This is a genomic window from Companilactobacillus kimchiensis (assembly GCF_001438805.1).
In the GTDB taxonomy this organism is placed as follows: Bacteria; Bacillota; Bacilli; order Lactobacillales; family Lactobacillaceae; genus Companilactobacillus; species Companilactobacillus kimchiensis.
Window position 1 is genome coordinate 22350 of sequence record NZ_JQCF01000026.1, and the last position, 14823, is coordinate 37172.

A 14823-nucleotide genomic window follows, 5' to 3' on the forward strand; every position below is an offset into this window, starting at 1 on the left:
AATAGTTATATAAGGATATTAATATGGAAGAAAATAAAAAAAATCAAGTAATGGCGGCGCTGGAAACAGTAATTGATCCAGAATTGGCAATTGATATTGTTAATCTAGGTTTAATCTATGAAGTAGAAGTTGAAAATGGTGATCGTGCCATAATTACGATGACTTTGACAACGATGGGATGTCCATTAAGCGATATGTTGAATGATGCCATTAAAAAGGCTGCTGAATCAGTTGAGGGTATTAAGGAATGTGAGATTCAACTGGTTTGGTATCCGATGTGGGATATTAGCAAGATGAGCCGTTATGCTCGAGTATCATTGGGAATACCTGAAGGATTTGGTATCTAAAGTGGAAGAAAAAATCATTGATTTTGATATACCGATTAAAGAATTGACTAATAAGTATACCGAATTTGGTTAAATTTATATCGAAAGATATTTGTCTATATTCGTTACTATGTATTACGGGATGAAGATGATAATCACTTAGTCTGCCTTGAGGTTACCCAGGATATGACCCATATTAGGAACTTAAGTGGTAGGAAAAATTGCTAAATGATTAAATAATATTTTTGATATTAGCTTGAAACATATGTTTGACTCAACTAATATTTAGGTATTGAGAAAAGAAACTACGGAGGGTTTATTTTGAAAAAAAGTACATCATTATTACTTAGTGGAATTTTAGTTTCAGGAATGGTACTTGGAACAATTGTTACGCCCGCAACAGTGCATGCCGCAGATAATGCTACTGCCGTTACAGAAGCTTCAAGTGACGTTATTAATAACGTTACATATTCAGACAAATCAGGTAAAACTATTGAAAGCAAGAGTCTTTCTGGTAAAACTGGTTCACAAATTACATATGTTCCAGATGGTTATACAATGGCTGATGGTGAAAGACCAGTAATGGGTGAAGATTTTGTTAATGTTGGTATCAAAGTTACTAATATGATTTCTGCCAAAGTAAATTTTGTTGATCAAAATAATAAGCTTGTTGAATCAGAAACTATCAATGGTGGTGATGGTAATATTTATACACTATCAACTTTGCCAGCTGGATGTTCATGGATTAATAGTTCAGACGACACAATTACTTTGGAAAGCGGTAAAGAATACAATATTCCTGTCAGCAGAAAAGTTTCAAATACCATCATTTTCAAGACTGCTGATTCTACTGAAGTTGGTAGAACACAAATTTTTGGTGACAAAGTTGGAGATTCTGTTTCATTAACTTCTGCACAGATTCCTTCAGGTTATGCTTATGATGGTAGTGCTTTGACACTCCAAAGTGATGATAATACACAATTTGTTACCGTTAAAAAGTCAGCAACTGGAACAACACCATTTAAGAGTGTTGCTACAGTTAAGAAGGGTGTAAGTGCTAGCCTTTATGACATTAATGGTAAACAATTTACTACTCGTAAGTTAGGCGAAAACAGTGCTTGGAAGACTGCTAATGAAATGACCTTGGATAGTGTTACATACTATCAAGTATCTACAGACGAATGGGTAAGAGCTGATGATGTTACAACAACTGACCCAGATACAGCAACAGATACAGATACAAATACAAATACAGATGTACAAAAAGCTGATAGAAGTATCGTAACAGCCAAAGATGGCGCAATCATTTATCTATATACCAAAGATGGAAAGAAAATTGCTGATCGTGGATTAAAGGGTAACACACCATGGGCAACGGATTTAATGATTACTGTTAATGGTGTTAAAATGTACCGTGTTTCTACAAGTGAATGGTTAAGAGTTAGCGATATTAAATAGTTAAGAATTTTTTGAAATAATTGCACAACACAAAAAGGTCAATCCATAATGAATTGGCCTTTTTGTATATCCTAAAAATATTTTAGTAAATCACTTTCAGTTAATTTACTCTTTTCTTCCTCATTCAGGTCGAGAATAATTTCACCTTTTTTCAAAACAATCAAACGATTTCCATATTTCATAGCATCTGACAAATCGTGGGTAATCATCATACAAGTGAGTTCTTTTTCCAAAATGATTTTGTTAGTAATTTCCATCAGGTCCTTGCTTGTTTGAGGATCTAAGGCAGCTGTATGTTCATCTAACAACAACAACTCAGGCTTCTGGATAATTGCCATCAAGAAACTCAAAGTCTGTCTTTGACCACCAGATAGCTTTTCAGTAAAGGTGTTCAAACGATTATCTAAGGTAGGTAAAGTTGAAATCAATTCTTTGAATTCAGGCATGTTATCTTTTAAGTTACGTAATCTTAAACGTCTAGGTAAACCACGACGTTTGGCTAAAAGTAAGTTTTCAGCGACAGTCATTCGGGGAGCAGTACCAGATTTTGGATCTTGATAAACTCGACTGATATGACGACTACGTTTAGCCAAATTTTCAGAAGTAATATCATCACCGTTTAATAGGATTTGTCCGGAAGTTAGTTGATTAGTACCAGTAATAGCATCCAATAAGGTTGATTTACCAGCACCGTTAGTTCCTAAAACAACTAAGAAATCTTTGGGATTAATTGTTAAATTGATGTTGTTGAGGATATTTAAATTTTCATCGTCGTTATAAATTGTCTTCACGGCGTCTTTAATTTCTAGTAATGGTTTCATTTTGTTTTAACCCCGTTTCTCAAAGTTCTTAGGAATTGTTCACGAATTGTTGGTAAGGCAAGGCAGAGTGCCAAGATGATAGCGGAAATAAGTTTCAAATCGTTGGTATTGAATCCTAATTGCAACACGATCATTAAGATAATGCGGTAGACGATACTACCAACAACGATAGTAATTAAACGGACACTTAGTGGAACATCTGGGTAAATTACTTCACCGATGATAATAGCTGAAAGTCCGATAACGATGACACCGATACCCATGTTGACATCAGCAAAACCATTTTGTTGGGCAATTAAACCACCTGTTAAAGCTACGATACCGTTAGAAACCATCAAACCGATAAATTTCATAACAGTAGTGTTGATACCGATTGAGGCAGCCATAGTTTCATTATCACCAGTGGCGATAAGAGCCTGACCTTTTTCAGTGTTTAAGAAGATGATCAACAAGAAGATGATCAAAGCAATAATGGCGATACCTAAAATAATTCCATTAAAGTTAGTTGGTAATTTGTTCAAACCAAATTGGTTAAAAATATTAGTTGATTTGGTAAGTGACATGTTAGCTTTACCCAAAATTCTCAAGTTGATTGAGTAAAGAGCAGTCATAGTTAAAATTCCGGCTAATAAAATAGGAACATTTAGTTTGGCATATAGGAAGGCTGTAGCGAATCCAGCTAAACAACCGAAGATAAAGGCAATCAAGAGTGAATAAAGTGTTGAATGACCACTCTGAATCAAACTGATAGCTGTGACAGCACCCAATGGGAAACTACCTTCAACGGTCATATCAGGGAAATCAAGAATACGAAAGGTAATAAAGAGACCAATGGCCATAATGGACCAGATGAAACCTTGACTTATAGTAGATACAATTAAACTCATTTGATTATTTGTCCTTTCTTTTGGGCTTCCTTAACAAGTGAATCTGGGAATTGAATGTTAAGTTTTTTAGCCATTTTTTCGTTTAACATTAGATGTCCTTTTTCCATGAAGGTAACTGGTGTTGTGGCAGTTTTTTCTTTGCCTTGTAAAATTCTTACAACGTGTTCACCAGTTTTTTCACCTAATTCATATTGACTGAGTCCGACTGTGGCAAGGCCACCATCTTTAACCATGGTAGTTGCGGCTGGGAAGACAGCGATGTTTTGTTTTTGTGCAATAGATGAAAGTAATTTCATACCTGAAGCAACTGTGTTATCGGTTGGAACGTAGATTGTTTGAACATTTTGAGCCAAGGCTGTTCCGACTTGTTGGATATCATTAACTGAGTTGATACTGGAAACTTTGACATTGATACCATCTTTTTTAGCGATGGCTTTCATTTTTTTCATTTGGCTAGTAGCCGAAGCATCACTGGAAGTGTAAATAATACCGATAGTTTTGAGATTAGGAATAACTTGTTTCATTAAGTCCAATTGAGCTTTTAGTGGAGCCTGATCAGAAACACCAGTGATATTGCCACCTGGCTTCTTGTTATTGGTAATAATTCCGGCACCCTCGGGATCAGTAACAGCCCCCATGACGATAGGAATTTTATTTGTCGCATTTTTCAATGATTGCACTGATGGAGTAGCAATTCCGACAGCAACATTAACGTTATCTTGGACAAATTGTTTACTGATAGTTCTTAGATTACTTTGATCCCCTTGAGCGTTTTGGAATTCAATTTTGACATTCTTGCCATCAATGTAACCATTCTTTTTCAAAGTATCATCGATACCTTTATTGATTTGATCTAAGGCTGGATGTGACATTAATTGTAAAACCCCAACTTTAGGAATGGCGTTTTGTTTTTGGTTATCAGCACGCCCCGTGTAAAAATAGGCAAATATTAAGAACATTGCCAGTGCTGCAAGTGTTGCGTAAAGTCTTCTCGTATGTTTCATCGTTTTTTTCCCCCAAATTAAAAAGACAATCCCAGAATTTTTGTGGGATTGTCTTTAGAAAATAAAATACCCACATGGCTTTTTTGTTTAAAAAAATTCCATGTGGGCTCTAAAATTATCATAGTTTAATAGGCCGACACGGATACAATCCAGTTCAGATTGCACCCATATCGGATGAATCTGAGTTATCGGCTTTGCCAACGAATATTCACGATGTTTAGAGAGTTAAGTAATTTCATAATGTTTTCTCCTAACAAATTGATGTCTCAAATATATTTCAAAAGTATCGGCTTGTCAACTACAAATTAATAATACGAAAACTATTAATTATTTTCTGAAAAAACATATAATGTAGACATAGGCAGAAATGTGAGGAGAACTCATGAAAAAAAATATACGGTTACTTCTAATTGTTGGTCTGATTGTGGCATTTGTCACCGGACTAACGTATTTTGACAGCTTCATGTATCATGATCCGGTTGTGAAAATACAGAAAGTAACAAACCTTGATAAGAGCACTTCCACTGATGAGTATAAGAATACTGATACCCAAGTTACGCAACGGGTCAGCGGTAAATTATTGAATAGCAATGAAAAGGGCAAGACGATTTCATTTAAGAATTCTTATTACAAGTCACAATTGATCGATACTAAATATACAGTTGGACAACAAGTGATTTTAACCAAGAGTGGTAAATCTTACACGCCTAAGAATGTGAAGCGTGATACGAGTATTGTCTTCACTTTAGGATTAGTTGTTTTCTTGCTGTATTGTATGAAATTTGATCGACGTAAGTTATTCATTAGTATTTTGATTAATATCGTCATTTACTATGGATATTTACAGACTATCATCAAAACCCATAACAGTGTGTTATTACCATTAACCGTTATAACGGCGCTATTGATCTCAGCGGTTGCTTTGTTAGTGATTTTAGGACCAACTTATCCAGCGTTAATGGCATACTCTAGTACGGTGATATCAACGACCGTTGCTGTTTTATTGAGTTCCTTTGTACTAGGAATGTCGCATTATAGTAGTATTCATTTGGAGTTAAATGATTTTGAATTACAACCATATTTAGGTGTCTTTTTATCACAGGTTATTTTTAGTGTTTTGGGCGTTATTTTGGATGAAACCATGGATATCTCATCATCATTAATTGAAATGAAACGAGAAGTTTCGGATGTGGCTGAAAAGACACTCTTTAAATCAGGGATTAATATCGGTCGTGAATTGATCGGACCACTGATCAACATTTTACTTTTCATTGTTATTGCTGAAAATTTAAATGTTGTGTTGCTCTATATAACTAATGGAAATTCAATCGGTTATACGATGAATATGACCTTGAGTTTAGGAATTACTCAATTATTGATTAGTGCCATCGGGATTGTTTTGACCGTTCCAGTGACAAGCTTTATTGCTAGTAAAGTAATTACAAGGAGGATGAAATAATGTTATATCTATTTTTAACCTTCGTTGTTTTATTGCTCGCGGTGACTGGAACTAGAGGTTTTACCTTATTATTTGGATTGGGGATTAATATTGTTTCCATTTTGGCATTGTTAATTTTAATAGCGGATGGATTCAACGTGTTGGTCACCACTGGGGTAATTGCCATGGTGATCTTGGTCGTGGCCATTTATATGAATGTAGATAATAGTAATACTGCTACGACAGCTTTTAAAACCTCACTAATGATTATGATTATTATTCTACTGATTACAGTGCCTTTGGAATATTGGGCCAGTGCTCAGGGGATGGGTGTTGAAAATCAGGATGAATTAGAAGCTTTCTCCTTGGCAGCCGGTATATCGTTTCCACAATTAGCCATTTCAATTATTGTTATCAATAGTTTGGGAGTAATCTCTGAAACAAGTGTTGCTATAACCAGTGGCTTGAACGAGATTGTTGAGAACAAACCAACGATGACACCAACGGAGATTTTTAATGATGGTTTCTCAGTTGGAAACAAAATTTTGAATACTCAGACTAATACTTTGCTGTTCAATTTCTTCTCATCGACTTTTCCATTGTTCTTTGTAATTCATTCTTTGGGATATAAATTCAGTGAAATTTTAAATGATAAATTAGTTGTAGCTGAAATTTTAACAACTTTGATTTGTACGATTGGGGTTATTTTGACTGTTCCAATCACTTCATATTTGGTCTATCGAAAAGCAAATAGTAAAACCAGAAAGCTTCAAAAGTAAATCACTAGGATTTTTATCTTAAGTGATTTATTTTTTTGTAACCGTTGCCAGAATTGATACTTACTTCTAAAATGGACTTAATGATTCGAAGGGAGTAATAGAATATGGCAGAGAATGATTGGTGGAAGAAATCAGTTGTTTATCAAGTTTATCCTAGAAGTTATCAGGATAGTAATGGTGATGGAATTGGTGATTTGCCAGGACTAACAAGTCGTTTACCATATATTAAGGATCTAGGGGCGGATGTAATTTGGTTAAATCCAATTTATAAGTCACCTGACAAAGACAATGGTTACGATATTAGTGACTATCGGAATATCCAGCCGGCTTATGGCACAATGGATGATTTTGATAATCTATTACAAGAAGCCCACGTTTTGGGATTGAAGATCATGATGGATTTAGTTGTTAATCATACATCTGATCAGAATAAGTGGTTCCAAGAAAGCAAAAAATCCAAAGATAATCGATATCGTGATTATTATGTTTGGCGTGATCCAGTTGATGGACATGCTCCTAATAACTGGGGGTCATATTTTAATGGTTCAACTTGGAAATTTGATGAGACAACGGGTCAATATTACCTACACTTATTTGCCGAAGGACAGCCAGATCTGAATTGGGAAAATCCTCAAGTCCGCGATGAGGTTTGGAATGTAATGAAATTCTGGTTAGATAAAGGTGTTGACGGTTTTAGAATGGATGTTATCAACCTTATATCGAAACCGACCGGTTTGCCAGATGGTCAAAAAGCACCTGATGGAAAGTATGCGGATGTTGGGAAAGTTGTCGCTGATGGTCCTCGTTTGAATGAATTCCTTCAAGAAATGAATCAAAAAGTCCTTTCAAAATATGATGTAATGACAGTTGGCGAGATGCCAGATTCAACTCCAGATGATGCTATTAAATATACTGGTCTTGATTCACATGAATTGAATATGGTCTTCCAATTTGATCATGTTGGATTAGCCGGAAATGATGATCCGCGCTTAGGTAAGTGGAGTGATAAGAAAGTCAATCTGGTCGAATTGAAACAGTCATTAAGTAAATGGGAAACTGAATTGAATGGTAAAGGCTGGAATAGTTTGTATTGGAATAATCATGACCAACCTAGAACTGTTTCTAAATTTGGAAATGATGATCCTAAATATCGTGATAAGGCTGCCAAAATGTTGGGAACAACGTTACATATGATGCAGGGAACACCTTATGTTTATGAAGGTGAAGAACTTGGTATGACAAATGTTCACTACAAGAAACTTTCTCAATATGAAGATTTGGAATCGTTAAATGCTTATCGGGAATTTGTTGATGATGAAAAAATTATTGATAAGGATTCGATGTTGAAATATCTTTCCGCCAGATCACGTGATAATGCAAGAACACCAATGCAATGGGATAACAATAAAAATGCTGGTTTCACGAGTGGTAAACCTTGGTTTGAATTGAATCCTAATTACACGGAAATTAATGCTCGCAATCAAATTGAGAATCAAAGTTCAGTTTTTGCCTACTATAAGAAATTGATTGAACTACGACATAATAGTGATCTAATTATTTATGGTGATTATGAATTGCTAGATCCTGAAGACGAAGAAGTATTCACTTATAAGCGTCGTTATAACGATGAAACCTTGTTAGTAATTAGTAATTTTACCGATAAGGAATTGACTAGAGATTACAATCAATCTGCAGGTAAACTATTAATTGGCAATTATGATGATGACCGTAATATGGAACTTCGTCCTTATGAAAGCAAAGTTTATTTATTTAAATAGCATTGTCTTAAAGCGATGTAAGTATTAATAATACATCGTTTTTTGTGTGCCCAGAATCTTTGCTAGGCTTTTACCAAATCAAGGCATAATATTTACCCTGAAAGAAGGGGTACACAATGAAATTTGGTGATCATTTAAAACAAGAACGTCAAAAAAAACACCTAACTCAACAGGTTGTCGCCGATGAGTTAAATGTTTCACGGCAAACCATTTCCAGTTGGGAAACGGAAAATAGTTATCCTGATATTGAAAGCTTGATTCGATTGAGTGATTATTACCAAGTTTCATTAGATATTCTTCTAAAAGAGGATGAGGGTATGACTGAATATTTGAAGAAGCAAGAAATTATTAAACGAATCAAACCGATACTTTATATTCTGATAATAATTGATCTTTTATTCATAGGTATTGCCACCTTGTTCTACCTCAAAATTATTGAAATGAATTCTTGGACCGGAATATTATTGTTGGTAATCGGGCTTTTGAACGTATTAGCAATTTTTAAAATGAGTGACTTTCTAAATCAGCTTAATGGTAAAAGATATACTGTCAGATATTATAAAGTTACAATTTTAGGAGTTCTATTGTCAGTCATCATGGCGGTAACTTTTGCAATGTTAAAACAATCTTTGTTATCAGGAGTGTGTTCTGGAGTGGCTGTTGCCTTAATCGCTGCACTAGTTATAAAATTTCAAACAAAAAATCGAGAAGGTTGAAGACTTCTCGATTTTTTAATACTATTTTTCTTTCTCAGCTAGTTTTTGAGCCATTTCACCATCTGGATAGACAGTTAAAGTATCAAATTTACCAGAAATTAATACCAAACCAGCTTTGGCACCCTTGGGTTTGTGTAATTGGGCTACTTTAGCAATATCAACCGGGACCTGTTTTAAACCACGGCCTTTGCTGTAATAGGCAGTTAAACTAGCAGCTTCCAGTAAGGTTTGTTCAGAGGGATCAGAACTGTGAACAACAACGTGAGAACCAGCCAATTCACTGACATGCATCCAATAAAAATCTTTATTGGCGGTCAAAGTAAGATGATCATTTTGTACACTACTTTTACCGACTTCAACCAAGACGTGATCAGTTGTATAGAATCGACGTGGGTGAGCGGGTTCAGGAGCTTTGGATGAATGTAGCACTTCAGTTTTGATGGCATCTTCGTCAATTAATTGTTGTTTAATAGTTTTGGCTTGTTGTAAATTATCCTTATCAAATGCGGCCTGACGATCGAGTTGTTTTTGTAAGTTAGTTTTTGCCAAATCAAGGTTATGTTGAATAGTATCTAAACCTCGTTTATCCCGACGATATTGATGGAAATAGTTCTCAGCGTTTTCCATGATGGACTTTTTGACATCCAAATAAATTGTTAATTCATGATTGGGTTGCCGATAATCAGGTAAAGTTGTATAACCCTTTTGCTTATCAATTTTTTTAGCATAAGTTTTCAAAAGCGTTCCTTTGACTTTGAGATCGTCAGTATTACCAATGTGTTTGATAGCCTTATTCAATGAATTAATTTGTTTTTGGGTGTGATCAATCTGCCACTGCATAGCCTGAATAACTTCTGTAGAAATATCTGTTTCTGGTTGAATTGACATGGTAATCCTCGATTCGTAAGCGTTGAAATACTATATTTTAATTATAGTCTAGATTTCTTAAAAAATAAAAAAGAGCTCTTAGTAAAAAATTACTAGAACTCCTGACCAGCTTCTTCAGCTTTGGCATAGGCATTATCTAAGATTTCGATGGCATTTATTGGATCGTAATCCATTCCTTCAGCGAAAACGCCACTAAAGTCGTCCACGCCCATACGATGTAGAACCATACCTAAGTATTGATCGCCTAAGTCCTTAATAATGGGATCGGTAATACAATTTTGGGTACGATAACAACTACCACTAGCCTGTAAATGAATAGCTTTTTTGTGGTGCAAATCACCAATTGAATTACCAGTTTGGTCATAATGGAAAGTTTGTCGAGCCTGCATGACCATATCGATATAACTTTTCATTTCGGCAGGAATAAAAAGATTATACATGGGATTCACAAAGACATATTTATCGGCAGACATAAACTCGTTGATCCAAAGTTGACGTGATCCTTGGAATCTTTCTTCGTCAGGATTAAGGGAACTTTTGGCTAAGTCCTTATTGTAAATTGAAACGGCAAATTTATTTAGTGGAAAAGGCATATATTCGGAAACGTTATGAACGATAATTTCATCATTAGGATTTTTTCGTTTATATGAATGAATAAAATGTCTATATAATTCATGTGTTGCAGACCCTTTGGCAGTTTCAGGGTGAGCATAAATCACGAGTACCTTTGGCATAGGATTTTTCCTCTTTTTTATGAATATGCTTATATTATAATCCAAAAAAATAAACTCACAATATTGTGAATTTATTTGATGGGAGTTAAACGTTGTTTTCGTTCTTGATTCAAATGAGCTACAAACAACAACTCTTGAGGATTGTTGTTCACTCTCTATGGTAGGTCATTGCCTGCGGCAAAGTAGATATCGTACCATTCTTGCTTAGTAAGATCGACGTCCCCACCTTTAGCGCTATCGGCGATATGTTCAGGATTCATTGTCCCAATCATAACTTGAATATCAGCGGGATGTCTGAGAATCCAAGCGGCAGCAATAGCATTTCTACTTACACTATATTTGTCGGCTAATTCTTGTAATTTTTTATTTAGTTCAGGGAATTTGTCATTATTAATGAAGGTTCCAGCAAAAGTTCCATATTGGAATGGTGACCAAGCTTGAATAGTAACCCCCATGCGTCTTGAAAATTCTAATAGTCCTCCGTCATGGTTGATCGAACGGGTATCAGTCATATTAGTGTGTAGTCCAAAGTCGATCATACTTGTGTGCATGATACTAAATTGCAATTGATTAATGAGTAGTCTTTGTCCGACAGCTTCTTGAACTAACAAGAATTGTTGAGGATTAAAGTTAGAAACACCGAAGTGACGAACTTTACCAGTTTGTTGTAATTCATCAAAAGCTTCAGCAACTTCTTCAGGCTCCATCAATGGATCTGGTCTGTGAAGTAGGAAGGAATCAAGGTAGTCAACGCCCATTCGTTTAAGTGAACCATCGACAGCATCAATTAAATGTTGTTTTGAAAAATCATATTGTTTACCAGGAACAATACCACCTTTGGATTGAATATAGATATCATCACGTTTAACACTGCTTTGTTTGAGAGCAGCACCGAAAACTTTTTCAGAATCGCCACCACCATAGATGTCAGCTGAATCGATGAAGTTAATGCCACTGTTATAAGCAGTATCGATAGATTTAGCAGCTTGTTCTGGAGTTAAACTGTTCATTCGCATAATACCAAGTGCAATAGCAGAAGCTTGCCAATTAGTTTCGCCAATATAACGTTGTTTCATAGAAGTACCTCCAAATATTTAAATATCACTTTAATTATTGAGTCTTAGAAGACATAAGTCAATCATAAAGATTACGCTTACAAAATGTCTATATTGATAATTTATATGGATTTGTAAGAGCAAATACTGGACATTTTAGAATTAATGGCATTTTGAACAAAGATTTGAAAAAACTGAAATTTAGTTCAAATATTTTCTGAATAATCACTAAATTGAGAGTTGTTTTAATATAACTTGTAGAAAATAGCTATTTTAAGACAATTTGGGTATATACATTTCGTTTAGTTATATAGTCCATAATAAATTAATATTGTTCATGTAAGCGATTGCAGCATACCATGAATGTTGAGCCATGTGACATTGTGCACATAACTTTAAGGAGGCTACATTGATGGTAGATTATAAGATACTTTATGAAGGTGAATTGAAAGTTGGTATGAGTGGGTCGATCTCAAAGCGAATTACTGAAGAAGATGTTGATATGTTCGCTAAGGTAACAGGGGATTATAATCCAATGCATATGGATGAAGAATTTGCTGGGAAAACTCAATTTCATAAACGAATTGCCCATGGAATGCTTTCAGCTGGAATGATCTCAGCTTGTTTGGGAAATAAAATGCCTGGTCCTGGAGCTATCTATTTAAATCAAACTTTAAAATTTGATAAACCGGTATATTTCGGGGATGTCTTAGTTGCATCAGTCGAAGTTGTCAAAGTTGATCAAAAAGCACATTTTCAAATTGTCACGCTAGCAACCACTGTAACTAACCAAGATGGGGTTGTTGTTACAGAAGGCGAAGCACAGATAATGCCTGCTAAACGTTAATTAAATTTAAATTAAAAAAAAGAGCCAGAACATTTTGTTCTGACTCTTTTCATATATGGTGTGTAAAATTTTAAATCTATTTACCAGTGAACTTAGCATGACGTTTTTCCAAGAAAGCAGTCATACCTTCTGTTTGATCTTCAGTGGCAAATGTTTGTGCCCACATTTGTGTTTCGAAGTCGATAGCTAAGTCTAATGGTAAATCAGCAGCACGGTCGATAACGTATTTAGCCATACCAACAGCAATTAAACCATTTCTCTTGATTGTTGTAGCAATTTCAGTAGCTTTATCAATCAATTCAGCTGGTTCAGCAACTTCGTCAGCAATACCAACACGGTGTGCTTCGTCAGCATTGATCATTGTACCAGTAGCAATCATTTCTTTAGCTTTGCCACGGCCTACAAGACGTGTTAGACGTTGTGTTCCACCAAATCCAGGAACAATACCAAGTGTTACTTCTGGTTGGCCAAATTTAGCTTTGTTTGAAACAATACGCATGTCACATGATGAAGCTAATTCAAGTCCACCACCTAGACAGTAGCCATTAACTGCAGCGATTGTAAATTGTTTTAAGTTTTCGATCTTGCCAAATGAATTGTGAGCAAGTTTTGAAAGTTCAGCGGCTTCAATAGGATTCATATCTCTCATTTGAGAAATATCTGCGCCAGCAACGAATGCCTTTTCGCCAGAACCTGTAATGATCAATACTTTAATAGCATCTTCATTATTCTTAACAACATCAAGTGCATCACCGATATCTGTTAATGTAGCTGAGTTTAGTGCGTTTAGTGATTTTGGACGGTTGATTGTCAATGTAGCAATACCATCATTAGCCTCTAATAATACGTTTTCGAAATCCTTCATACCTGTTAATTCTGTCATGTTAGTAACATCCCTTCAAAAGTAGTTACCAGCAAGTACTTTCGAGATTCATACTAATGATAATTTTTTTAAAAGCAAATTTATCCTCAAAAAGTAAAAATCAAGAATCCCGAAAGTATAGTGTTTTGGATCTGCTGAAAAATTTTTATTTATCAAAACTTTGTGAAAAAAGATCATTTTAGTTAAATGTAAACGCTGTCATAAAGGTGAATCAACCTATGTATAACATATAGTTATTGAAAGCATGAATAAATATTAATATTTACGGCAGTGATTTTCTCCGTTATAGTTCAGTTTGCTAAGTCGATTAGTTTATTAAACGGCTAATGTATCGATCTATATTTTGACTTAGTAAAAACTTTTTGGGGGTATTTTAACAATGAGTGGAACTTGGGATGCTCGTTTTGCTGCTGAGTTTTTTGGAACAATGATTCTGGTATTATTCGGGAATGGTGCGGTAGCTAATTCATTTCTTAAAGACACTACCGGTAATGGAGAGAATGGTCAGGCCAATGGTGGTTGGATTTTTATCGCTGTCGGTTATGGTTTGGGGGTTATGATTCCAGCAATGATGTTTGGATCAATCTCCGGAAATCATTTGAATCCAGCCATTACAATTGCTCAAGCAGCAGCAGGAATTTTTCCTTGGGCAAAAGTAGCACCATATATTATTTTTCAATTTTTAGGTGCTATGGTAGGACAACTACTTGTCCTAGTAATTTATTGGCCATATTATAAGAGAACGAAAGATCAAGGTGCAATATTTGCAACGTTCTCAACAGGTGATACAGCCGGTAGTACTATGAATGGCTTCTGGACTGAAGCAATTGGAACGGCAATTTTAGTATTTGCAGCCATGGGACTATATCGTGGAATGTTCTTTAAGCAAAGCATTGATATTGCTAACATCGGGGTAGGTTTAGTTATTACGACTTTGGTTATGTCAGTCGGTGGTCCAACAGGACCAGCATTGAATCCAGCTCGTGACCTTGGACCAAGAATCGTGCATGCATTTATGCCTGTACCTAACAAAGGTTCATCAAATTGGGACTACAGTTGGGTACCAGTTATAGCACCAATTGCTGGAGCTATCGTCGGAATCTTTATTTATAAAGCATTCTTTGGATTATAAAATAACAATAAAAAAGCGAATTCTCGGTGGATGGGGATTCGCTTTTTGAAGTGCGCCCGGCATGGGCACTAACTTGG

15 protein-coding genes are annotated in these 14823 nt (G+C 35.4%); 8 read left to right on the plus strand and 7 right to left on the minus strand.

Going from position 1 to position 14823, the window contains the following annotated elements:
- Positions 1–23: 23 nt before the first annotated feature.
- Entirely contained in the window at positions 24–347 is a 324-nt protein-coding gene (locus tag IV57_RS10495; protein ID WP_057881477.1) for a metal-sulfur cluster assembly factor, read from the plus strand.
- Positions 348–647: 300 nt separating this feature from the next.
- A complete protein-coding gene (locus IV57_RS10500; RefSeq protein ID WP_057881478.1) occupies positions 648–1784 on the plus strand; it encodes an SLAP domain-containing protein in 1137 nt (378 codons plus the stop codon).
- A gap of 71 nt (positions 1785–1855) precedes the next feature.
- Here IV57_RS10500 and IV57_RS10505 read toward each other — a convergent pair whose 3' ends face one another.
- Genes IV57_RS10505 through trpX form a run of 3 tightly spaced genes read right to left on the minus strand, consistent with a single transcriptional unit; the run spans position 1856 to position 4496 of the window.
- Positions 1856–2605 carry an ABC transporter ATP-binding protein gene (locus IV57_RS10505; RefSeq protein ID WP_057881479.1) on the minus strand — a complete coding sequence of 250 codons (750 nt, stop codon included), beginning with the start codon at positions 2603–2605 and terminating at the stop codon, positions 1856–1858.
- Positions 2602–3492 (minus strand): ABC transporter permease, encoded by an 891-nt coding sequence (locus IV57_RS10510; protein WP_057881480.1) that lies wholly within the window; start codon positions 3490–3492, stop codon positions 2602–2604. The genes IV57_RS10505 and IV57_RS10510 overlap by 4 nt, the downstream gene beginning before the upstream one ends.
- Positions 3489–4496: a tryptophan ABC transporter substrate-binding protein gene (gene trpX, locus IV57_RS10515; RefSeq protein ID WP_057881481.1), complete on the minus strand. Its 1008-nt coding sequence runs from the start codon at positions 4494–4496 to the stop codon at positions 3489–3491. The genes IV57_RS10510 and trpX overlap by 4 nt, the downstream gene beginning before the upstream one ends.
- Positions 4497–4878: 382 nt before the next feature.
- Here trpX and IV57_RS10520 point away from each other — a divergent pair, with 382 nt between their 5' ends.
- The 4 genes from IV57_RS10520 to IV57_RS13010 all read left to right on the plus strand — a co-directional run bounded on the left by IV57_RS10520 (position 4879) and on the right by IV57_RS13010 (position 9207).
- On the plus strand, positions 4879–5955 hold the full coding sequence (locus tag IV57_RS10520) for a YibE/F family protein (protein WP_057881482.1): 1077 nt from the start codon (positions 4879–4881) through the stop codon (positions 5953–5955).
- Positions 5955–6713: a YibE/F family protein gene (locus IV57_RS10525; RefSeq protein ID WP_057881483.1), complete on the plus strand. Its 759-nt coding sequence runs from the start codon at positions 5955–5957 to the stop codon at positions 6711–6713. The genes IV57_RS10520 and IV57_RS10525 overlap by 1 nt, the downstream gene beginning before the upstream one ends.
- A gap of 104 nt (positions 6714–6817) precedes the next feature.
- Positions 6818–8491, plus strand: coding sequence for a glycoside hydrolase family 13 protein (locus IV57_RS10530; protein WP_057881484.1), 1674 nt, complete (start codon positions 6818–6820; stop codon positions 8489–8491).
- Between the two features lie 116 nt (positions 8492–8607).
- Positions 8608–9207, plus strand: a complete 600-nt coding sequence (locus tag IV57_RS13010) for a helix-turn-helix domain-containing protein (RefSeq protein ID WP_083488960.1) — start codon at positions 8608–8610, stop codon at positions 9205–9207.
- Positions 9208–9228: 21 nt separating this feature from the next.
- On the opposite strand, the gene IV57_RS10540 is transcribed toward IV57_RS13010, so the two are convergent.
- The 3 genes from IV57_RS10540 to IV57_RS10550 all read right to left on the minus strand — a co-directional run bounded on the left by IV57_RS10540 (position 9229) and on the right by IV57_RS10550 (position 11905).
- Entirely contained in the window at positions 9229–10095 is an 867-nt protein-coding gene (locus tag IV57_RS10540) for an NFACT RNA binding domain-containing protein (protein WP_083488961.1), read from the minus strand.
- Positions 10096–10187: 92 nt separating this feature from the next.
- Positions 10188–10829, minus strand: coding sequence for an FMN-dependent NADH-azoreductase (locus IV57_RS10545; protein WP_057881485.1), 642 nt, complete (start codon positions 10827–10829; stop codon positions 10188–10190).
- A 155-nt stretch (positions 10830–10984) separates the two neighbouring features.
- Positions 10985–11905 carry an aldo/keto reductase gene (locus tag IV57_RS10550; protein ID WP_057881486.1) on the minus strand — a complete coding sequence of 307 codons (921 nt, stop codon included), beginning with the start codon at positions 11903–11905 and terminating at the stop codon, positions 10985–10987.
- Between the two features lie 391 nt (positions 11906–12296).
- Between IV57_RS10550 and IV57_RS10555 the strand changes: the two genes are divergently transcribed.
- Entirely contained in the window at positions 12297–12731 is a 435-nt protein-coding gene (locus IV57_RS10555) for a MaoC family dehydratase (protein ID WP_057881487.1), read from the plus strand.
- A gap of 76 nt (positions 12732–12807) precedes the next feature.
- Here IV57_RS10555 and IV57_RS10560 read toward each other — a convergent pair whose 3' ends face one another.
- Positions 12808–13614, minus strand: a complete 807-nt coding sequence (locus IV57_RS10560; RefSeq protein WP_201782907.1) for an enoyl-CoA hydratase-related protein — start codon at positions 13612–13614, stop codon at positions 12808–12810.
- 379 nt (positions 13615–13993) lie between these two features.
- Between IV57_RS10560 and IV57_RS10565 the strand changes: the two genes are divergently transcribed.
- Positions 13994–14746, plus strand: coding sequence for an MIP/aquaporin family protein (locus tag IV57_RS10565; protein WP_057881488.1), 753 nt, complete (start codon positions 13994–13996; stop codon positions 14744–14746).
- The last annotated feature ends 77 nt before the right edge of the window (positions 14747–14823 follow it).